This window comes from Parabacteroides goldsteinii (assembly GCF_020091425.1).
GTDB classification, from domain to species: domain Bacteria; phylum Bacteroidota; class Bacteroidia; order Bacteroidales; family Tannerellaceae; genus Parabacteroides; species Parabacteroides goldsteinii.
Genome location: NZ_CP081906.1, coordinates 2,423,677 through 2,445,446, shown reverse-complemented (window position 1 = coordinate 2,445,446; position 21,770 = coordinate 2,423,677). Strand labels below are relative to the sequence as shown.

Below are 21,770 nucleotides of genomic sequence, written 5' to 3'. Positions count from 1 at the left end.
TAGGGGAATAACTATTTTTGCTACCATCCATTCTTAGATCGATATATTATGAAAGCGAAATTAGTTATTCCTTCTTTTTTGTTGTGTATGGCTGTTATGTCGGTCCTGTCGCAAATCCCCGTTAATTCACCTGTTACGCATATTAAAATATCCGGTTATGTCGGAGGGCGCATAGACGATTGTATAGAGCATCGTGTGAAAGCGCAGGATGTCGATCATCTGGTGGAACCGTTTCGGCACCGGAAGGAGAAATCGCGCTGGCAATCGGAGTTCTGGGGGAAATGGATACAGGGGGCCATTGCTTCTTACCGATATAATAAGGATCCGGAGCTTTACCAGATCATAAAGAATGCAGCCGAAGCATTGATGAAAACCCAGACTCCCGACGGATATATCGGAAATTATGCACCGGATGCACAGTTGAAACAATGGGATGTCTGGGGCAGAAAATATACGATTCTCGGACTGGTTGCCTGGTATGATCTTTCAGGTGATAAGAATGCATTGGCTTCTGCCTGCCGTGTGGCAGATCATTTAATGACGCAGGTTGGTCCCGGTAAGGTAAATATCGTTTCGACCGGAAATTATGTAGGCATGCCCAGTTCTTCTATTCTGGAACCTGTGATGTATTTATATAATCGGACGAAAGAGGACCGTTATCTGGATTATGCTAAATATATAGTAGAACAATGGGAAACACCGGAAGGTCCGCAGCTGATCAGTAAAGCGATAGCCGGTGTGCCGGTAGCCAATCGCTTTCCGCATCCTAAAACATGGTTCTCACGCGAAAACGGGCAGAAAGCCTATGAAATGATGTCCTGCTATGAAGGTCTGCTGGAGTTGCATAAAGTGACCGGCAATCCGCTTTATCTGTCTGTTGTGGAAAAGACTGTCGGGCATATTATACAGGAAGAAATTAATGTGGCAGGGTCGGGGAGTGCTTTTGAATGCTGGTACAGTGGCAGAGTTCGCCAGACAATCCCAACTTATCATACGATGGAGACCTGCGTTACATTCACATGGATGCAGTTGTGTAACCGTTTATTGGAGATGACCGGTAATTCCCTGTATGCCGATTATATGGAAAGTGCCATCTATAATGCCCTGATGGCTTCTTTGAAGGCGGATGCTTCGCAGATTGCCAAATACAGTCCCCTGGAAGGTTGCCGCCATGAAGGAGAGGAGCAATGCGGCATGCATATCAATTGCTGTAATGCAAACGGACCGCGGGCTTTCGCCATGATCCCACAGTTTGCCTATCAGGTGAAGGATGATTGTATCCGGGTGAATTTCTATGGACAGTCGGAAGCGGATATAACTCTTCCGGGGAAAAAGACCGTCAGACTGAAACAGGTGACTGACTATCCGGTTACCGATGAGATAACGCTGGAAGTCGCTCCGGCAAAGGAAAGTCTGTTTACAATCGCATTACGTATTCCGGCATGGAGCAGCCTGGCAACGGTACAGGTGAACGGTGAATCTGTTGAGGGCGTTTTACAAGGAGCCTATCTGCCGGTTACCCGGAAGTGGAAAGACGGAGACCGGATAACAGTGCGGTTAGACCTGCGTGCCCGCCTGGTTGAGATGAATCAGGCGCAGGCTATTGTCCGCGGACCTTTGGTGTTGGCACGTGACAGCCGTTTTAATGATGGTTTTATAGATGAGACGGCTGTCGTTGTAAGCAAAGACGGTTATGTGGAACTGACTCCAGTCGAAGCTCCGGAGTTTGCCTGGATGACATTTACGGCACCTTTGATCCTGGGGACCGATCTGGAAGGAAGCAGTGCCGCACGTCCTGTTCATTTCTGTGACTTTGCATCGGCAGGCAATACCTGGGACAAGTCACAACGTTATCGTGTATGGCTGCCCAGGACATTGAATGTGATGCATGCGCCTTATAAACCGTATTAATGTGCTCTTTCCCTGAACTCGGAGGGCGTTACGCCCTCTTTCTTTTTAAAGAAGGTCGAGAACTGACCGGCATTTTCAAACTTCAGGCTGTAGGCAATCTCCGATATGTTCAGGTTACTTCCTGTCAGGAGTTCTTTTGCCCTCAATAGTTTTTGCTGTAACTGGTATTGAGCGGGAGACACGCCGGTATATTCTTTGAACATACGGCGGAACCAGGAGTATCCCAGTCCCAGTTGCGAGGCGATCTCTTCCGGCGACACGGGGTTTTCCACCTGCTCTTTCATCAGGATACGGGCTTCGTTGATTTTGTCTACTACATATGTATTAGTAAAAGCGCCATTCTTTTTCTTATAATAAACAGTACCCATTATATGAAGGACGATACTGGATATCATCTGCTGGTATCCGGATTTTTCCTGCATGGCAAACTTTAGTATATCTTCATATAATCCTACAATAGTAGCACTTAAACCGATTCTGTGAAGCGGTTCTTCTTTCGTGAAGAAACGTTTTTCCACTCGTTTGTCGATATGTATTCCACGGAATCCTACCCAATATTCATCCCATCCAGTCTCTTTGTCCGGATAGTAGCTGTGCCATTCTCCCGGAAAAAGCAGGATCATGGTGCCGGCTTCTATCTTTTGCTGTTTGCAGGATTGGGAAGAGAAGTAGCCGCTTCCTTTCGTTATATAGACAAGCTGGTATTCCTTCAGGATACGTCCTGTCTGCGGTTTGAAATTATAACTGTCCGGATGACCGGATAACGGATATTGACTTTGGGGTGGAATGAATTGGTATCCGATCGTGGTGACCGTAATCCCCCAGTCTTCATCAGACGCTCCGATTGTCAGGTAGCGTATTTGATTATTTGCGTGTTTATTCATGTCAGAATTGAAAGGTTTAAAATCATTTTCGTAAGCAAAGATAGTAAATAACCTTTTACTTTTGCTTCTGTAAAACAAATAACTTTGTTGCAGGCATGAAGAAACATAACTTTTTAGCATTTGACATAGGAGCTACAAGCGGGAGAGCCGTTTTGGTGTCATTAATGAATGGCAAATTTGAAATGCGGGAACTTCACCGCTTCCCTAATAACCTGTTGGAATTGCACGGGAAATATTATTGGAACATATATAATCTGTATGAGGAACTGAAGAAAAGTCTTTCCCTTTGTGCCCGGGAAGATATCCCGGTCGATTCGATCGGGATCGATACCTGGGGAGTCGATTTCGGTTATCTGGCTTCGGATGGTTCTTTACTGGGATTGCCCAGGGCGTACCGCGATCCGTATACGGAAGGTGCATTGGAGGAATATTTCCGCCTGGTGCCGCGTGAGGAAGTCTATCGGCTGACCGGTATCCAGTTTATGAACTTTAATAGTCTCTTTCAGCTGTTCCGTGCCCGGAAGGAGGATTTTGCACCTTTGAAAAATGCTGAAGAAATACTTTTCATTCCTGACCTATTGTCTTATCTGTTAACGGGCAAGAAGGTGTGTGAATATACGGATGCTTCCACATCCCAGTTGCTTAATCCTGTTACGAAACAATTTGAACCATCCTTGCTGGAAGCGGCAGGAGTTTCGCCGTCTATCGTGCGGCAGGTGGTGATGCCGGGAACGCTTGTCGGGGAACTGACGGATGCCCTGGCGGAGGAAACCGGCATTGGCAAGATACCTGTTATTGCTGTAGCGGGGCATGATACGGCTTCTGCCGTAGCTGCTGTTCCGGCCAGGGATGAGCATTTTGCTTATCTGAGTAGCGGGACCTGGAGCTTGATGGGGATTGAAACGGAAGAACCGATCATAACGGAAGAATCCTATAAGAATAACTTTACAAACGAAGGCGGTATCGAGGGAACAACCCGCTTCCTGAAAAATATTACCGGCATGTGGTTATTGGAACAATGCCGGAAAGAGTGGGAGAAGGCCGGGCGTGCTTATGCTTATTCTGAAATCGTGGAGCTGGCCGGGCAGGCTGTTCCCTTTGTACGTTTCGTAGATCCGGACGATCCCCGTTTTGCTAATCCGACGTGTATGACAAAGGCTATTGCCGGTTATTGTGAGGAAACAGGACAGCCTATTCCTGAAACGGATGCCGATTTTATCCGTTGCATCTTCGAGAGCCTTGCACTTCGTTATAATGAGGTGATCCGAATGTTGAAGGGAATGGCGCCTTTTCGGATCGATCGGTTGCATGTGATCGGCGGAGGTTCGAAAAATAACCTGCTGAATCAGTTTACGGCGAATGCGATCGGCATGCCGGTGATTGCCGGTCCGTCGGAAGCAACGGCGATCGGGAACGGTATGGTACAGGCACGGTCTGCCGGTATCGTCTCCACCCGTTGGGAAATGCGGCAGTTGATAGCTGATTCTATTCAGACCGAAACATTCCTACCGCAGGATGAGACTGTTTGGAAAGATGTTTACGACCGGTATTTACAGGTTGTAAAACGATAATAATTAAGATAAAATAAAGACCAGTGTGATAGTAAAAGTCAGCTTGTTCCCGCGCTTGACGCGGGATCGCATGAGAACCGGTCATATGAATATCGAATCGATCAGGCCTGTTTTTATGCGGCCCCGCATCGGGTGCGGGGACAAGGGCTTTTATATATTTGGAGTAAAATAAAGTATTAACAATATCAATAATTAAAAAGCATACCATGAATACTGAAAAGAAAGTAAAAGAAGCATTTGATTTGGCAGCCGAACGTTTTGCTGCTGTAAACGTTGATGTAAACAGTGCACTTGAAAAGTTGCAGAAAATCAGTCTTTCACTCCATTGCTGGCAGGCAGATGACGTGACGGGATTCGAGAATCCGGACGGCTCGCTTTCGGGCGGCATACAGGTGACCGGTAATTATCCGGGCAAAGCGCGTAATATAGATGAAGTTCGCGCCGATATCCTGACAGCAAACTCTTTTATCCCGGGAACTCATCGCTTGAACCTGCATGAAATCTATGGCGATTTCGGAGGAAAGAAAGTGGATCGCGATGAAGTGGAACCTGCCCATTTCCAAAGTTGGATGGAGTGGGGGAAAGAGAACAATATGAAACTCGATTTCAACTCCACTTCTTTCTCACATCCTAAAAGCGGAAACCTGACGTTGGCTAATCCGGATGATTCGATCCGTAACTTCTGGATCGAACATACGAAACGCTGCCGTGCGATCAGTGAGGCGATGGGTGTTTACCAGAACGATCCCTGTATGATGAACCTCTGGATACATGATGGTTCCAAGGAAGTGCCGGCAAGCCGCATCAAATACCGCCAGTTGCTGAAAGATTCGCTGGACGAAATCTTTGCAACGGAGTATAAGAACATGAAGGATTGCATCGAAGCTAAATTGTTCGGTATCGGACTGGAAAGCTATACGGTCGGTTCTTACGATTTCTATCTGGGATATGGAGCTAAGAATAACAAAATCGTAACGTTGGATACCGGACATTTCCATCTGACGGAAAGCATTGCCGATAAGATCTCTTCCATGCTGTTGTTCACTCCTGAGATCATGCTTCATGTGAGTCGTCCGATCCGTTGGGACAGCGACCATGTGGTTGTATTGAGCGATGACCTGCTGGACCTTTCCCGTGAGATCATCCGTTGCAATGCATTGGATCGTGTACATATCGGACTGGATTACTTCGATGCTACGATCAACCGCATAGGAGCTTATGTGATCGGTTGCCGTGCCACACTGAAAGCGTTCCTGCAAGCCTTGCTTGAACCGTCTGCTACTTTGCAGCAATATGAATCGGAAGATAAACTGTTCCAGCGCCTGGCATTGCAGGAAGAATTGAAAAGCCTTCCGTGGACTGCCGTATGGGATATGTACTGTTTGAAAAATAATGTTCCTGTAGGGGAAGATTACATTGCAGAAATAGAAAAATATGAAGCGGAAGTAACAAGCAAGCGCAAATGAATATACTGATAGGCTTACTGATTATCGCCATCGGCAGTCTGGGGCAAAGCAGTTCCTATGTGCCGATCAATAAGGTGAAAAACTGGAGTTGGGAGAGCTTCTGGCTGATCCAGGGTGTTTTTGCCTGGCTCGTTTTCCCTTATCTGGGCGCACAACTCGCTATTCCGGAAGGAAATAGCCTGACTGAACTCTGGAGTGCCGGTGGAAGTACCGGCGCTGTAATCTACGGAATGCTGTGGGGCGTGGGAGGTCTGACATTCGGTCTTAGCATGCGTTATCTGGGAATAGCCCTGGGGCAGAGTATCGCTCTTGGTACCTGTGCCGGATTCGGTACGCTTTTTCCGGCAGTATTCGGGGGGACGGATTTATTTCATGGCGACGGACTGATCCTTTTGCTGGGTGTTTGCGTAACGTTGGCTGGTATCGCAGTGATCGGTTATGCCGGTAGTCTGCGTGCCCGCAACATGACGGAAGAGGAAAAGAAAGCGGCTGTGAAAGACTTTGCCCTGACGAAAGGTTTGCTGGTTGCATTGTTGGCGGGTGTGATGAGTGCCTGTTTTAATCTGGGCCTTGAATCCGGAACTCCGATACTGGAAAAAGCGAAAGCCTCTGGTGCAAGCGATTTGTTTGCTTTGAATCCGGTGATCCTGTTGGTAACAATGGGTGGCTTCCTGACGAATGCAGCCTATTGTATCTTCCAGAATATAAAAAATAAAACAGGGAAAGATTATTTCTCCGTTCCGGGTAAGATATTATTGAATAATGTTTTATTTTGTGCGCTGGCAGGAGTTCTTTGGTATTCACAGTTCTTTGGATTGGGCATGGGAAAGAGCTATTTTTCTGACTCTCCGGTAATGCTTGCCTTTTCATGGAGTATCCTGATGTCGCTGAATGTCATATTCAGTAATGTTTGGGGAATCATATTGAATGAATGGAAAGGTGTTAGCAGGAAAACGATTATCGTATTAATTACCGGTATGGGAATACTGATATTCTCTTTGCTGTTACCGAGTTTATAGATGACTTTTCGGGAATACCCGAAGCAATTAATATAGAAAAAAATGACAACAATTGGAAACAACAGCCTTTTGATGGCTGAAATTGGCCGTATCGCTGAGGTGGCTGGCTATCTCTGGACAAAAGGATGGGCCGAAAGAAATGGAGGAAATATATCTGTTAATCTAACCGGTTTACTGACACCGGAAGAAATGGAATTGCCGGCACTTGCTCCTGCTATTCAGTTGCAGGAAGCGATGACCGCCCTTGGAGGACATGTATTTTATGTGACCGGGACAGGCAAACGGATGCGGTATGTCGCACAGGACCCGTTCGCAAATGGTTCGCTGATCCGGATAGCACCGGACGGAAAAAGCTATGAGATCATTGCCGAACAACCTGTCGCCCCGACATCCGAACTGCCGTCTCACCTGATGATGCACAATTATCTCCGTTCCTTGGGACGTGATAACAAGGTCGTTTTGCATACGCATCCGACAGAACTGATCGGTATGACGCATTGTAAACCATTCCTCGATTCGCAGGTGATCACCCGGACATTATGGGGCATGATCCCCGAATGCCGTATCATCGTACCGAAAGGTGTCGGTATTGTCCCTTATGAAATACCGGGAACGATCGAACTGGCACATGCAACGATCAAACAACTGGAAAAACATGATGTTGTATTCTGGGAAAAACATGGAATCCTGGCGGTCGGTGAAGATCTGATCGAATGTTTTGACGCAATCGACACCTTGGCAAAATCTGCTCAAATCTATCTGAGTGCCCGCATGGCCGGCTATGAACCGGCAGGAATGACCGACCAGCAGTTGGATGATCTGGTTCCTGCTTTTGGGTTGTAGTTCCTGTAGCGTGTGAAGTTCAGAATTAGAAATATTTGAACTATCCCGTTCCCGTGCTCGACACGGGATCGCAAAAGCACAAACCGTATCCTATATGTATCTTTTGATACTGCCTGTTCTTCTGCGGCCCCGTGTCAAGCACGGGGACAGGATAGTTCATATCTGATAATAACTAAACCTGTCCATAGAAGCAAATTGATTCATTATTGATAATACCATGAAAAAGATACTTATACTTCTTACTCTTTTATGTTCCCTGCCGGTACTGGCCCAGCAACGCGACAGCCGGGTACGCGAATATCTTTCCCCGACGCGTATTGTCTGGCAACAACATAGCGAATTGATAAAAGATGGTGATAAACTGCTCCTGCCGGGTAACGGACAGGCAGAATTAACAGATCGTGCCCTTTGCAAGATGACCAGTACGTCAGAAGAGCATCCGGCCCTTTTGTTTGATTTCGGGAAAGAACTTCAGGGAGGGATTCAGATTGTGACCGGTGCTTTTTCCAATAAAAGCCCTATAAAGATGCGTGTCCGTTTCGGAGAATCCGTCAGTGAAGCCATGTGTGAAATTGATGGGAAGAACGGGGCCAGTAATGACCATGCAATACGTGATTTTGTTGTCACATTGCCCTGGTTGGGTGTGCTGGAAGTCGGTAATTCAGGTTTCCGTTTTGCCCGTATAGACCTGATGAGCGATTCTACGGAAGTTTCCTTGAAAGAAATCCGTGCTATTTCTACATTCCGTGATATCCCGTACAAAGGTTCTTTCCGAAGTAGTGACGAACGGCTGAATAAAATCTGGCAGACCGGTGCTTATACGGTTCATTTGAATATGCAGGAATATCTTTGGGACGGTATTAAGCGTGATCGTCTGGTCTGGTTGGGTGATATGCATCCGGAAGTGATGACCGTAAATACTGTTTTCGGTTATAACGAAGTCGTCCCAAAGAGCCTTGACCTGATCCGTGATGTAACGCCTCTTCCCGCTTGGATGAATGGCATCAGCGCCTATTCGATCTGGTGGTTGCTGATCCAGCGTGACTGGTATTATCACCATGGAGATGTGGCTTACCTGAAAGAGCAGCAAACTTATATGAGCGACCTTCTGCGCTTCCTGATTTCTAAAGTGGATGCAGACGGACGTGAGAAACTGGATGGATGGCGTTTCATGGACTGGCCGTCAAGTGAGAATCAGGTGGCGATCGATGCCGGTCTGCAATCGCTGGTTCTGATGGCTATGAGGGCAGGCGATGAATTATGTACAACACTTGGTGACGATGTGTTGGCATCCCAATGTCGTGAAACGGCGAAGAAAATGGAAAAGGCGGCTCCGAAGGTGATCAAGCCTTTGTTGAAATCTAAAATAGCACCGGATGCTCCGGGCTCAAAACAGGGTGCGGCTTTATTGGCCCTGGCTGGTTTGATGAAACCGGAAGAGGCAAACAGTAAATATCTGTCAGTAGGTGGGGCACGTGGATTCTCTACTTTCTACGGATATTATATGTTGCGTGCAATGGCTGCTGCCGGGAATTATCAGGGAGCGATCGATGTGATCCGCCAGTATTGGGGAGCGATGATCGACCTGGGTGCTACTACGTTCTGGGAAGATTTCAATATGGACTGGCTTCCGAATGCAGCACGTATCGACGAACTTGTGCCCGAAGGGAAAAAGGATATTCACGGTGATTATGGTGATTATTGCTATAAAGGTTTCCGTCATAGTTTGTGTCATGGCTGGGCTTCCGGTCCGACATCATGGCTGAGTGAATATGTATTGGGGGTTCAGGTGGTGGAACCGGGATGCCGCGCAGTCCGTATCACCCCGCATCTGGGCGATTTAAAATGGGTGGAAGGTACTTTCCCGACTCCGCAGGGTGTAATAACGATCCGTCACGAAAAAGGAGCGGACGGTAAAGTGAAAAGCGAAGTAAAGGCTCCGGACGGTGTGAAAGTCTATCTGGAGAATTAAATAAAATTGATAACCTGTAAAAGCGATCGTATTATGAAAAAGTATCTCTTATTGTGTGTATGCGCCGGATTTTTGGCCTCGGCAGAAGCTAAAACGAAAACGGACTGGAAAGCAAACTGGATAAATACGGAACAATGCCAGAGTGCGAGCAATACCTGGCTGGCCTATCGTAAAACGGTAACTTTGGCTGAAGTTCCTCGGACACTGACCGCACATATTGCAGCCGACAGTAAATATTGGTTATGGATCAACGGCCGGATGGTGGTGTTTGAAGGAGGCTTGAAACGCGGTCCTTCTCCTTATGATACTTACTACGATTCGGTAGAGATTGCTCCTTACCTTACGTCGGGGGAAAATACGATCGCTGTTTTGGTGTGGCATTTTGGTAAGAACGGATTCAGTCATGTGAACAGTGGACTGGCAGCCTTGTTATTTGAGGCGATTGCTCCCGGCATAGAGATTGTATCCGATAAAAGCTGGAGTTGTAGGGTATATGATGCTTATCAGAATACCGGTGCTCCTTATCCGAACTATCGCCTGTCGGAAAGCAATATCCGTTTCGATGCCCGCAGAACATTGGAAGGATGGAACCTACCTGGTTATAAGAATGCGTTTCCTGGTGCCGAGATCGCTTCAGTGGTTGGTAAAGCGCCTTTGGGAAACCTGGTTGAACGTCCTATTCCGCTCTTTAAGGATTTTGGTTTAAAGGAGTATCCGGGTGTTCGCCGGTCGGAGAGAGGCGATACCCTGTTCTGCCGTTTACCTTACAACTGCCAGTTTACACCCTATCTGAAAGTGGAGTCGGCGGAAGGTGCGACAATCCATATGCAGACGGATAATTATCGGGGTGGAGGACCAGAAAATATCCGTGCCGAATATGTCACCCGCAACGGCATACAGGAGTATGAAAGTTACGGCTGGATGAGCGGTCATGAGATGTGGTATATTCTTCCCGAAGGAGTAAAAGTACTGGAAGTTAAGTATCGTGAAACCGGCTATGATACAGAGTTTGCCGGATCGTTTCAATGTAACGATCCTTTCCTGAACGAACTTTGGAAACGTTCTGCGAGAACATTATATATAACGATGCGTGACAATTATATGGATTGTCCCGAACGCGAACGTGCTCAATGGTGGGGAGACGAGGTGAACGAGTTGGGAGAGGCTTTCTATGCACTTTCTCCTTCTTCCCATAAACTGGCCGTTAAAGGCATTTATGAACTGATGAACTGGCAGCGTGCCGACGGCTCATTGTTTGCTCCTGTTCCTGCCGGTAACTGGTCGAAGGAGTTGCCTTTGCAGATGCTGGCTTCGGTGGGTTGGTATGGTTTCTATACACAGTATTATTATAGCGGAGACAGTACATTTATTCCGGTTATTTATGACCGCCTGCATCGTTATCTGCATGAAACATGGCAGGTCGATAAGAGTGGCCTGCCCATCGAACGCAGTGGTGAATGGAGTTGGGGTGACTGGGGCGAACAGATCGATATGGGGGTATTGACGAACTGCTGGTATTATCTGGCACTGAAAGCAGAAAAGGAATTTGCACTTCAACTGGGTAAGAAAGCAGATGCAGAAGAGATCACCCGTATGATGTATAGTATTGAGAAATGCTTTAATACGAAATTCTGGACCGGCACTGCATATCGTTCTCCGGGTTATCATGGCAAGGATGACGACCGTTCGCAGGCTATGGCCGTTCTATCCGGTTTGGCGACAAAAGACAAGTATCCTGCCATACTGAAGGTCTTGAAAAAAGAATATCATGCCAGTCCTTATATGGAAAAGTATGTATTGGAAGCTCTTTTTCAGATGAATGCCCCGGAGGTTGCCTTGCAGAGGATGCGTGACCGGTATGCCGGTATGTTAAGTTATAAGGATTATACCACCTTGTTTGAGGGTTGGGGAGTCGGCGCTGAAGGTTTCGGAGGAGGTACGATCAACCATGCCTGGAGCGGAGGACCGCTGACGCTGCTGAGCCAGAAAGTGTGTGGTATTGAACCGACATCTCCCGGTTTCCGTACATTCCGCATAAAACCTCAGATGGGGTCTTTGACGGAAGCATCGGTATCAGTACCTACCCATTACGGAGATATAAAAGTGAAATTACGCAAGTCAGGACGTACTATATTAATGGAAATACAAGTTCCGGAACAGACGAGTGCAGAGGTCGTTTCGTCGAAAGGAAAGATACAGCAGATAGGCTCCGGAACCTATAATTTAAAGTGCCCCTTTTAATCGGGGCACTTTTTGTATTAATTCTGACGAATATATTTAAGGTTTATATATTGTTTAATAATCTCACATTATCTACTTTTGCGGCGGAGAATAAATGGTTATTAATCAATGGCAAAAAGAAAAGGCAAAGCAAAATCGCGGAAAAAGAAGAATCAGGGAACATCTTTGGTTTCTGTAATCAGGCGTATATTTGTTCTTGCGGCCTTAGTGGTTATCTGTTTTATCGGCCTGTTATATGTGTTTAATTATTTCTATCCTACTTCCGGTAAGAAGCCTGTGGTGGTGGAACAGAAGAAGCAGCCTGCTGACTCAGTAAAGGAAAAACCGGCAGATAAAAAGCCTGCCATTGTTCCCCCTCGTCCGAAAACAACTACTTTTAAAGTTCCGGCAAATGCCGAAATCCCTAAATTGAAGGTTAAACGTTCCGAGCAAGTGATCCGTCACGAAGGATATACCGTATCCTACAATTCAGATTATAAGATTGCGAACTGGGTAGCTTACGAGCTGACTGCCGAAGAGGCGAAAAGCAAAAAGACGGAACGTTCTAATAAATTCGTACCGGACCCGATGGTAAAAGGTGCGACAGCAACGAATGAAGACTATACCCGTACAGGTTACGACCGTGGCCATATGGCTCCTGCCGGTGACATGAAGTGGTCGGCAAAGGCAATGCGCGAATCATTTTATTTCAGTAATATCTGTCCGCAGAAGCCGGCGTTGAACCGGGGCATCTGGAAAGAACTAGAAGAGCAGAGCCGCCTATGGGCGAAAGATTACGGATCTTTGCTGATTGCTACCGGTCCTGTAATTACGGACAATATGAAACGGATGGGAAAGAATCGAGTAGGTGTTCCTGGCGCGTTTTACAAAGTGATTTGTTATGTTTCGGGAAGCGAATATAAAGCAATTGCGTTCATTCTGGAAAATAAGGATTATAAAAAGACTTCTTTGAAGTCAATGGTGATACCTGTCGATAGTGTGGAAAAAGTAACGGGAATTGATTTCTTTCCGGCTGTTCCCGATGAACAGGAAAGGGTAATGGAAGCAAAAATAGATTGGGACAGTTGGTCCTTTTGACACTAGTAGTTTGTACGAGCAATATAGAAATAAAACAAGCAAATGTAAGTAGCTGCCGTTCGGTTCCGAAGGAGCGGCGCAATTAGAACAATTAGTGGAAAATGAATGTTGTATAGCTATGACTTAACGCATAGTTTTATATGACTGTATACAAGCATATATAATTAATAAGTAACTAAAATAACTAAATCAAGTTGTTATCATGAATGGTAAATTGATTCCCGTTTTTGTATTGACAGCATTGATGTCATGTAGCCAGCCTCCGGTAAAGGAACAGGGCCCTCGTCCGGTGAAGCTGGAAGAAGTGACATCTTTGGATATGGTAGAAAAATCATTTAGCGGTGTTGTATCGCCTGATCAATTTAGTGACCTGGCTTTTAAGATGTCCGGTCCGCTGATTTCATTAAATGTCGAAGAAGGACAGAAAGTACGTACAGGGCAAATCGTAGCCGAAATAGACCCACAGGATTTCAAATGGGATTATGAAGCCAAAAAGGCTTCTTTCCAGACAGCACAGGCACAGCTGCAACGTGCAGAAAGACTTCTGGCTAAACAGGCAATCTCTCAACAGGAGTATGAATCGACAAAAGCTGCTTATTCCAATGCACAGGCAGCATTCGAAAACTCACAGAATACCTTGGAGCAGACTAAGCTGCGTGCTCCTTTCGATGGCTTCATCCAAAAGAAATATGTAGAGAATTATCAGAAGGTACAGATGGGACAAGGTATTGTCTGCCTGATAAACCCGAACAAATTGCAGGTGCAGTTTACAATGCCTGAAACGAATATCACTTACTTCTCCACTCCCTACAGTATCTTTGTAGAGTTTGACAATTACAAAGGAACCCGCTTCAAAGCGAAAGTAAAAGAATATGTGGAAGCCTCGCCCGATGGTTCCGGCGTACCGGTATTCCTTTATATTGATGATCCCGAATTTAATCTGAACAAATATAAGGTAGCCGTAGGTTTCTCCTGTCGTGTAATCCTGAACATAGAGAGCAAGAGCTTCAATGAAGGAGCCGTGTTGATTCCACTGTCTGCTATCGTTGCCGACGAACCGAACAGTGGTAATAAATATGTGTTCGTCTATAACCCGCAGACCTCGAAAGTGGAACGTCGTAAGATTACGGAAAAAGAACTGGTTGGCAAAGACGGTGTTGTCGTAACCGAAGGTTTGAAAGCCGGAGAACAGATCGTTACTGCCGGAGTAACCCGCCTTGTCGACGGACAACAAGTAAAAGTATTAACAGATTAAGAGGATAAGCAATGAATATTCCAAAATATTCCTTAGAGAATACGAAGATTATATACTTCTTCCTGGCTGTTATGCTGATAGGTGGTATATACTCTTTCTTTAAATTGCCGAAGAAGGAAGATGCTCCCTTTGTGATCAAGCAGGCTGTGCTTGTTACACAATATCCGGGTGCGACTCCTTTCGAGGTAGAAAAACTGGTCACCGAGCCAATCGAACGTGAGATCCAGTCTATGTCTGATGTGCTTCAGATCAAGTCTGAATCTTATTTCGGTATGTCTAAGATTTCGATTGAACTTCAGCCGACACTCGACCCTGACAACATGCCCGTTAAGTGGGATGAACTTCGCCGTAAGGTGGCGAATATCGAACCTCGCCTGCCGAGTGGCGCTTCTTCCATCTCAGTCAGCGATGATTTTGGAGACGTGTTTGGTATCTATTACGCTTTGAGTGCGGATGATGGTTATACCTATGATGAATTACGTGACTGGGCTCAGAAGATCAAGACGGAACTGTCTCCCGTTCCCGGTGTTCAGAAAGTATATCTGTTCGGTGAACAGACACAAGTTATTAATGTAAGGATTTCAGTTCCTAAACTGGCAAATCTCGGTATCGACCCGAACTCGATACAGCAAGTGTTGCAAACGCAAAACCTGCTGGTAAATACCGGAGATATCAATACGGGTAACTACCAGTTGCGTGTCCGGGCGGAAGGAACCTATAAGAATATCCAGGATATCCGTGACCAGTTGATCGTAACCAAAAGCGGTAGTGAGGTCCGTTTAGGAGATATTGCTATTGTGGAACGAGGTTATATGGATCCTCCTTCCAATCTGATGCGTGTGGATGGCAAACGTGCTATCGGTATCGGAGTTGCAACAGGTGCTAAAGATGACGTGGTGGCTGTCGGTAATGATGTAGCGGCTCATCTTCAGGAGATGGAACAATTGTTCCCTGTTGGAATGGACCTGAAAACGATCTATCCGGAAAATAAGATTGCAGACGAGGCAAACAATGGTTTTATCCTGAACCTGATCGAATCGTTGCTGATTGTAATTGTGGTGATCTTCCTGGTGATGGGATCACGTGCCGGTATGCTGGTGGGTAGTTCGCTGCTCTTCTCGGTGGGCGGTACTTTATTGCTTATGTTGATCTGGGGTGTTGGACTGAATCGTACTTCGCTGGCCGCCTTTATCATTGCGATGGGTATGCTGGTGGATAATGCGATAGTTGTAACCGATAATGCGCAGGTCGGTATCAAGCGGGGATTGTCCCGTTATCAGGCTCTGATCGATGGGGCGACCAAGCCGCAATGGGCATTGCTGGGAGCTACCTTTATCGCTGTCTGTTCATTCCTGCCGATGTATCTGGCTCCGGCTTCAGTAGCCGAAATCGTTAAACCGTTGTTTATCGTATTGGCTGTTTCATTAGGTTTAAGTTGGGTACTGGCATTGACTCAGACAACAACTTTCGGTAACTTTATCCTGAAAGAGGCTAAACCGGGCGAGTCGAAGGATCCGTACGATACGAAACTGTATCATAAATTCGAAGGGGTGCTGGGTCGTCTGATCAAACGCAGATGGATAACTATTACTTCCGTGATTGCGACATTGTTCCTCTCCTTATTTATTATGAGTATCATGCCGCAGAGTTTCTTCCCGATCATGAACAAACCTTATTTCCGTGCCGACCTGATCTTCCCTGAAGGGTACAGTATTTACGACGTGGAGAAGAATGTTAAGTTGATCGAAGATTATCTGAGCAAGAACGAGAATATCAAGTCATATTCATTTACCCTGGGAGGTTCACCGGTTCGTTATTACCTGGCAAGTTCGTCGGTAGGTCCGAAACCTAACTTTGCCAATGTGCTGATTGAGACTAAAAAGGCGGAGGATGCACAGGCGGAAGAAGGTAAATTCTATGACTATATGGTGGCTAACTATCCTGATATCCTGACGCGTTCAGCCTTGTTCGCCTTGTCTCCGGTACCTGATGCTGCTATCGAGATCGGTTTTATCGGCGACAATGTGGATACACTGGTCGCTTTAACGGAACAAGTCAAAGAGATTGCCCGTCAGTACGACCAGGTGATGGAAGTGCGTGACAGCTGGGGGAATAAAGTACCGGTATGGAAACCGATGTACTCACAGGAAAAAGGTCTGCGCCTGGGTATTACCCGCCAGCAGGTTGCTTATTCCCTTCGTTCGGCAACGAACGGTGTACCATTGGGTGAATATCGTGAAGGCGATGTCTTCATGCCTATCCTGATGAAGGATGCCGACAGGGATTCTATGAACCTGAACGATATTAGAACATTGCCGGTTTACAGTGCCAAAGGACGTTCCGTCAAAGTTGAACAGGTTATCGACGATTTCTCTCTCGATTATGAATATAATGTAGTGAGACGTTACAACCGTCAGCCATACATGATGATGCAATGTGAACCGAAACGCGGCGCCAACACCATGGCTGCTTTCAGCCATCTTTGGACAGAAGCCCAGAAACAAATACAGGTTCCTGAAGGTTATAAGATGACTTATTTCGGAGAACAAAGCGAACAGGATAAAGGTAACAAAGCGATTGCCGCCAATATTCCGTTGATGTTCGGTCTGATCTATGTTACCCTGTTGTTCCTTTTCCCGAAATATTACCGTAAACCAGTGCTGATCATGGCTATGCTTCCGTTGATCTTCATCGGTGTGGTACTGGGATTACTGGTATTCGGCAAGTCGCTCGACTTCTTTGCGATGCTGGGATTATTGGGACTGATCGGTATGAATATAAAGAATGCGATTGTGCTTGTCGATGAGATAGGTTTGCAAATGGATAGCGGACTGGCTCCTGTCAATGCCGTTATCGAGGCAACTAAGACACGTATCGTTCCTGTAACGATGGCCTCGGGTACAACGATTCTGGGTATGCTTCCGTTGTTGGGAGACGCGATGTTTGCAGGTATGGCCGCAACGATCATGGGAGGTTTGTTTGTCTCAACCATCCTGACCATCTTCGTGCTTCCGGTTACCTATTGTATTTTCTTTAAGATTAAATCGGAATAAGATATGAAAAGTAAACTGATAATAGGTTGTATGTTACTGGGTGCCCTGTCTGCGAAAGCACAGGTGCAGCCCATTACGGCAGCCGAATACAAAGAAAAAGTACTTGAATACAGCCGTCAGATCAAGCAAAGTTCGGAAGAACGGATTGCAATGCAGCATGCTATCAAAGCAGCTAAAACTGCATTCTTCCCGGCTGTGGATTTCTCCGGAAGTTATCAATACCGTATAAATAAATACGAATTGGGAATGGGAGATGGCATACCCGGTATTGAAATGGACCATAATACGTATAGTCTTGGTGCCACAGTAAGCCAGCCTATTTACGCCGGCGGACAAATTTACAACAATTATAAGGCTGCCGAAATCCAGGGCCAGATCGCTACCGAGGCCGAAGAGCTGACGACCGATAACATCGTTTATGCTGCCGACATGAACTATTGGTCTGTAGCCGCCCGTAAAGGCATGTACGCTGTAATGACACAGTATGTCGATATCGTACAGGAACTGGCAAACGTGCTGACTCTCCGTTTTCAGGACGGACAGATCAGCAAGACCGACCTGTTGCAGGTACAGGCCCGTTTAAAGGAAGCCGAGTTGAATAAAAGTGCCGCTTATAAGGATTATCAGATTGCATTGCAGAATCTGAATGTCCTGATGGGCGTTCCTCCAATGGAACCGGTAACGATCACAGACTCTATTACGATGGTTTTGCCATTGCCTATGCAGGTCGGTGAATCGGCAGCATTGGAAAACCGGCCGGACTATCTGATCTCCAAACTGAACATCGAGTATCAGAAAAGACAGATCAACCTATCAAAAGCAAAATATAATCCGACCCTGTCTGTCGGTTTTCAAGGTACATGGGGAACTCCTATGCTGAACGTAAAAGGCTCCGATAACTTATGGACACCGGCTGTCTTTGCCTCTTTAAAGATACCTCTGTTCCGTTGGGGTGCCCGTTTCAAGGAAGTAAATTCTCAAAAAGCCGTGCTGCGCAGTAAAGAGTATGCAATGGATAATACCCGCGACCAGATCACTCAGGAAGTGGCTAATGCATGGACAAGTCTGACAGAGAATACTAAACAGATCGATGTCGCTGAAGAGGCTTGTAAGATAGCAGAAGAGAACCTGGATCTGAATACATTCAGTTACAACGAAGGTAAGCTTCCTATTGTCGATGTCCTTTCTGCCCAGTTGTCATGGATACAGTCTTATAGCAGCCTGATCCAGACCTGGTACCAGCAAAAAGCATCATTGGCCCAGTATAATAAGGCTATTGGTATCCGACGGATGCAGTGACCTCTGGAAAATACATACTAAGTAAAATCTGTTTCTCCCTAGTGGAACACTTGTTTCATTAGGGAGAAACATTTGTTTCATAGTAATGAAACAGTATAAAGGTTGTATGTTTATATTTGAATACAATTGCTTGCAGGTTAGAAAGCATTAGTTTTTATCTTTGTATCCGTTTAAGAACACAAAAACAAGATGGAGATTATAAGATTGACAGCAACGGATCATCCGCGGTATACTGCTTTTAGAAACATATATGATATAAGTTTCCCAATCTATGAACAACGAACTGTGGAGCAGCAACAGGACGCGTTTTCAGACAGCCGGTATCATTTGGATTGTCATATTGATCCGGTCAATGATCTTTTATTGGGCTTTATCGCTTATTGGAGATTCGATAGTTATACGTATGTGGAACATTTTGCAATCCATCCGAATGAGCGTGGGAAAGGTCTGGGAGGTTTGATTCTGAAGAATCTGATAGAGCAGGAAAGTGGGCGTGTATTATTAGAAATAGACCCTGTTACGGATAATGTCTCTGCTGCCCGCTTGCATTTTTATCAGTTACATGGGTTTGTAGAAAATCCGTATCCTCATACCCATCCGGCTTACAGAAATGGATATCCGGATCATTCGTTAGTTGTTCTTTCCTCCGGAGAAACCATACCGGATATTGAATATAAGCGGTTCGCTTCAGATTTGAATCGGGTTATAATGAAAAAGGGAAGGTGATGAACCTTCCCTTTTTCATTATATAGTTTCTTTTTATTCTTTACTCAACGCTTTCAGGGATGCGAAGAATGTGGAACCTTTACCTTCTTCCGACTCGAACCAGAGCTTTCCGTCATGCTGTTCAACAAAGTCTTTGCAAAGCATCAAACCTAATCCGGAACCTTTTTCATTATTCGTTCCGTAGGACGTGAAGTGAGTATTCTGTTTTAACAGCTTTTCCTGGTCTTCTTTCTTTATCCCCTTGCCGGAGTCTTTGACGCTGATAACAACATGGTCTCCTTCTATCTTGGAACCGATAGTAATGGTTCCGCCTTCAAAGCTGAACTTAATAGCATTTGAAATAAGGTTCCTGACAACTGTTTTGATCATGTCTATATCAACAAAACCGGATAGTTCTTTGTCCATGTCCTGTAATTGGATAGTCAGTCCTTTTTGGGTTGCCATCGGGATATATATTTCTGCTGTGCTTGAAACCAAGCTGTTTATATCAGTTTCCTGTTTATATACATTTTGTTTCTTCAGACGGTTTTTAGCCCACTTAAGCAAATTATCCAACAGCAGGAAGATTTCTTCCGACGTCTTGTTCATCATCTGGAGCATTTCAAATACTTCCGGACTTACCTGGTCTTTATCTACCATCATAAGGATCGCATTGTTCATCATTTTCAGAGAACCTAGTGGCGAACGCAGATCATGGGCGATAACGGAATAAAGGGTGTCACGGGATTCTATGGTGTTTTCCAGTTCCTGCTTAATTCGTTTAATGCTGAATAACTCGAAACGGTGAGCTACGCGCTTAACCAATTCCTCTCTCTGGAACGGTTTCGTCACATATTCTGTTGCTCCGAGCTGGTAACCTTTTACTATACTCTGCATATCACTCAGGGCCGACATGATAATAACAGGTATATCGTTTGTGTCCGGATTACTTTTAAGATGCTGTAATACTTCGTATCCATCCATCTCCGGCATCATGATATCTAATAGTATGAGATTAGGGTGCTTGTCATGTGCCAGACGTAAAGCCTTGGCTCCGCTGTCACAGGTTAATAGCCTGTAGCCTTCTTTTTTTAATATAGCTTGTACTAACATGACGTTGGTTGGTACATCGTCAACGATCAATACTGTATATCCTGCTGCTAAATTATCCATATCAAATTTAAACTTTTCTTGATATTCAATCACTATGCGTACGCAAAAATATTAATAATGTTTGAATTTACAGGCGTTTTCCTTGTTACATTTTAGAATTATTTTTTTTATTGAATTCTTTTTGCTTTCTCCCATGCTCCATTCCCTTTATTTCCAGCTAAATAGAAAAAACCTCTTATCACATTTATATTCATGAAAGAGAAGTAGTAGGGGATAAAAAACAACTTGTTTCGAACATTTTTCTGTTCCATCATATAACCGGCATAAGCCATTATATAGAATGCGACTTGTAAAAGTAGTAAAAATATATAAGTAAACCCTCCATAACAGGCTAATATTATATTTAATGGTATTAAAAGAAATAACATGACCGGCGTAATGGTCCATCGTAAGACACGATGGCTCACAAATTGAAAACTAAGCATACCATAACGGAAGATGTTGAACAGGTTTCGCAGACGCCAGACCGATTGCAGTCCTCCGGCAGCAATGCGTATTTTGCGTTTTTCTTCTTCTTTCATATTGAGGGAAGCGGTTTCGGTAGCGTAGGCTTCTTTACAATAGGCTATTTTATATCCTTTTTGCGCAATACGTAATGAAAGAATGAAGTCGTCAAGCAGGGTGTCTGACGGCATTTGTTCGAATAACTCCGTCCGTACGGCAAATAACTCTCCTGCTGCTCCGACTGCCGAATACAACCGGTAGTCTAATGCTTTCAGGGCTGATTCGTATTTCCAGTAAATACCTTCTCCCGCCGTAGCTCCCTGGGCAGTGTTTGTTTCCACTCTTTTTTCTCCGGCTACGCATCCGACCTCCGGATTGGAGAATTGGCGGATAATTTCATGCACGGCTTCTTTATTAAGCATGGTATTTGCATCCGTAAAGATAATGTAGGGAGTTGTTATGTATTGTATACCCCGGTTCAAGGCGGCTGTTTTCCCTCTTCGTTGCGGTTGGAAAAGCACGGTTACTTCCGGGTATTGTTTCAGGAGTTCATTCGTACGGTCGTTCGACCCGTCTGTAACCCAAACGATTTTCAGCTTATCGGTCGGATAGGCGAGGGCATGACTGTTCTCCATCTTGGAAGCAACGATATCTTCTTCATTGTATGCCGCAATGAAGAGAGTAACTTCAGGAAGAGGCTCAGGCAATCCTATGCTTATGGGTTTTTTGAAGAGTTCTTTTACTTTTACTAATACATATAATAATATACCGTATCCCAGATAGGTATAGAAGACTATAAAGATACCGATCCAAAATAGCCATTCGATTACAGTGTAAAATACTTCTTGCATGGTTTT

The 21,770-nt window shown here is 45.3% G+C and carries 15 protein-coding genes; 12 read left to right on the top strand and 3 right to left on the bottom strand.

What is annotated here, in order from left to right; all coding sequences use genetic code 11:
• Positions 1-87 precede the first annotated feature (87 nt).
• Complete coding sequence (locus K6V26_RS11230) at positions 88-1,911, top strand: glycoside hydrolase family 127 protein (protein WP_224265831.1); 1,824 nt, start codon at positions 88-90, stop codon at positions 1,909-1,911.
• Here the strand turns inward: K6V26_RS11230 and K6V26_RS11225 are convergent.
• Positions 1,908-2,795 carry an AraC family transcriptional regulator gene (locus K6V26_RS11225; RefSeq protein WP_007656161.1) on the bottom strand — a complete coding sequence of 296 codons (888 nt, stop codon included), beginning with the start codon at positions 2,793-2,795 and terminating at the stop codon, positions 1,908-1,910. The two genes, K6V26_RS11230 and K6V26_RS11225, sit on opposite strands and share 4 nt — an antisense overlap.
• Positions 2,796-2,890: 95 nt before the next feature.
• Between K6V26_RS11225 and K6V26_RS11220 the strand changes: the two genes are divergently transcribed.
• The 11 genes from K6V26_RS11220 to K6V26_RS11170 all read left to right on the top strand — a co-directional run bounded on the left by K6V26_RS11220 (position 2,891) and on the right by K6V26_RS11170 (position 19,317).
• Positions 2,891-4,366 carry a rhamnulokinase gene (locus K6V26_RS11220; RefSeq protein WP_224265365.1) on the top strand — a complete coding sequence of 492 codons (1,476 nt, stop codon included), beginning with the start codon at positions 2,891-2,893 and terminating at the stop codon, positions 4,364-4,366.
• Between the two features lie 206 nt (positions 4,367-4,572).
• Complete coding sequence (locus K6V26_RS11215; RefSeq protein WP_046147273.1) at positions 4,573-5,832, top strand: L-rhamnose isomerase; 1,260 nt, start codon at positions 4,573-4,575, stop codon at positions 5,830-5,832.
• Complete coding sequence (gene rhaT, locus K6V26_RS11210) at positions 5,829-6,851, top strand: L-rhamnose/proton symporter RhaT (RefSeq protein ID WP_224265364.1); 1,023 nt, start codon at positions 5,829-5,831, stop codon at positions 6,849-6,851. The genes K6V26_RS11215 and rhaT overlap by 4 nt, the downstream gene beginning before the upstream one ends.
• 42 nt (positions 6,852-6,893) lie before the next feature.
• Positions 6,894-7,694, top strand: coding sequence for a rhamnulose-1-phosphate aldolase (rhaD, locus tag K6V26_RS11205; RefSeq protein ID WP_007656165.1), 801 nt, complete (start codon positions 6,894-6,896; stop codon positions 7,692-7,694).
• Between the two features lie 217 nt (positions 7,695-7,911).
• Entirely contained in the window at positions 7,912-9,666 is a 1,755-nt protein-coding gene (locus tag K6V26_RS11200; RefSeq protein ID WP_224265363.1) for an alpha-L-rhamnosidase-related protein, read from the top strand.
• Between the two features lie 33 nt (positions 9,667-9,699).
• A complete protein-coding gene (locus K6V26_RS11195; protein WP_224265362.1) occupies positions 9,700-11,907 on the top strand; it encodes an alpha-L-rhamnosidase-related protein in 2,208 nt (735 codons plus the stop codon).
• Between the two features lie 108 nt (positions 11,908-12,015).
• On the top strand, positions 12,016-12,984 hold the full coding sequence (locus K6V26_RS11190) for a DNA/RNA non-specific endonuclease (RefSeq protein WP_224265361.1): 969 nt from the start codon (positions 12,016-12,018) through the stop codon (positions 12,982-12,984).
• 202 nt (positions 12,985-13,186) lie between these two features.
• Complete coding sequence (locus tag K6V26_RS11185) at positions 13,187-14,239, top strand: efflux RND transporter periplasmic adaptor subunit (RefSeq protein ID WP_010802885.1); 1,053 nt, start codon at positions 13,187-13,189, stop codon at positions 14,237-14,239.
• 11 nt (positions 14,240-14,250) lie between these two features.
• The gene (locus K6V26_RS11180) at positions 14,251-17,292 is read left to right on the top strand and encodes an efflux RND transporter permease subunit (protein ID WP_224265360.1); all 3,042 of its coding nucleotides are present in this window, start codon (positions 14,251-14,253) and stop codon (positions 17,290-17,292) included.
• Between the two features lie 3 nt (positions 17,293-17,295).
• On the top strand, positions 17,296-18,591 hold the full coding sequence (locus K6V26_RS11175) for a TolC family protein (protein WP_048315999.1): 1,296 nt from the start codon (positions 17,296-17,298) through the stop codon (positions 18,589-18,591).
• A 189-nt stretch (positions 18,592-18,780) separates the two neighbouring features.
• Complete coding sequence (locus tag K6V26_RS11170) at positions 18,781-19,317, top strand: GNAT family N-acetyltransferase (RefSeq protein WP_046147268.1); 537 nt, start codon at positions 18,781-18,783, stop codon at positions 19,315-19,317.
• A gap of 33 nt (positions 19,318-19,350) precedes the next feature.
• On the opposite strand, the gene K6V26_RS11165 is transcribed toward K6V26_RS11170, so the two are convergent.
• Positions 19,351-20,469, bottom strand: coding sequence for a hybrid sensor histidine kinase/response regulator (locus K6V26_RS11165; RefSeq protein ID WP_010802887.1), 1,119 nt, complete (start codon positions 20,467-20,469; stop codon positions 19,351-19,353).
• Between the two features lie 107 nt (positions 20,470-20,576).
• Positions 20,577-21,764, bottom strand: a complete 1,188-nt coding sequence (locus K6V26_RS11160; RefSeq protein WP_224265359.1) for a glycosyltransferase family 2 protein — start codon at positions 21,762-21,764, stop codon at positions 20,577-20,579.
• Positions 21,765-21,770: the final 6 nt, after the last annotated feature.

Bases quoted from the DNA above. Each gene is read 5' to 3' on its own strand.
- K6V26_RS11190 (WP_224265361.1), top strand. From the start codon at position 12,016: ATGGCAAAAAGAAAAGGCAAAGCAAAATCGCGGAAAAAGAAGAATCAG.
- K6V26_RS11185 (WP_010802885.1), top strand. From the start codon at position 13,187: ATGAATGGTAAATTGATTCCCGTTTTTGTATTGACAGCATTGATGTCA.
- K6V26_RS11230 (WP_224265831.1), top strand. From the start codon at position 88: ATGGCTGTTATGTCGGTCCTGTCGCAAATCCCCGTTAATTCACCTGTT.
- K6V26_RS11180 (WP_224265360.1), top strand. From the start codon at position 14,251: ATGAATATTCCAAAATATTCCTTAGAGAATACGAAGATTATATACTTC.
- K6V26_RS11165 (WP_010802887.1), bottom strand. From the start codon at position 20,469: ATGGATAATTTAGCAGCAGGATATACAGTATTGATCGTTGACGATGTA.
- K6V26_RS11215 (WP_046147273.1), top strand. From the start codon at position 4,573: ATGAATACTGAAAAGAAAGTAAAAGAAGCATTTGATTTGGCAGCCGAA.
- K6V26_RS11170 (WP_046147268.1), top strand. From the start codon at position 18,781: ATGGAGATTATAAGATTGACAGCAACGGATCATCCGCGGTATACTGCT.
- K6V26_RS11200 (WP_224265363.1), top strand. From the start codon at position 7,912: ATGAAAAAGATACTTATACTTCTTACTCTTTTATGTTCCCTGCCGGTA.
- K6V26_RS11195 (WP_224265362.1), top strand. From the start codon at position 9,700: ATGAAAAAGTATCTCTTATTGTGTGTATGCGCCGGATTTTTGGCCTCG.
- rhaD (WP_007656165.1), top strand. From the start codon at position 6,894: ATGACAACAATTGGAAACAACAGCCTTTTGATGGCTGAAATTGGCCGT.
- K6V26_RS11160 (WP_224265359.1), bottom strand. From the start codon at position 21,764: ATGCAAGAAGTATTTTACACTGTAATCGAATGGCTATTTTGGATCGGT.
- K6V26_RS11225 (WP_007656161.1), bottom strand. From the start codon at position 2,795: ATGAATAAACACGCAAATAATCAAATACGCTACCTGACAATCGGAGCG.
- K6V26_RS11220 (WP_224265365.1), top strand. From the start codon at position 2,891: ATGAAGAAACATAACTTTTTAGCATTTGACATAGGAGCTACAAGCGGG.
- rhaT (WP_224265364.1), top strand. From the start codon at position 5,829: ATGAATATACTGATAGGCTTACTGATTATCGCCATCGGCAGTCTGGGG.
- K6V26_RS11175 (WP_048315999.1), top strand. From the start codon at position 17,296: ATGAAAAGTAAACTGATAATAGGTTGTATGTTACTGGGTGCCCTGTCT.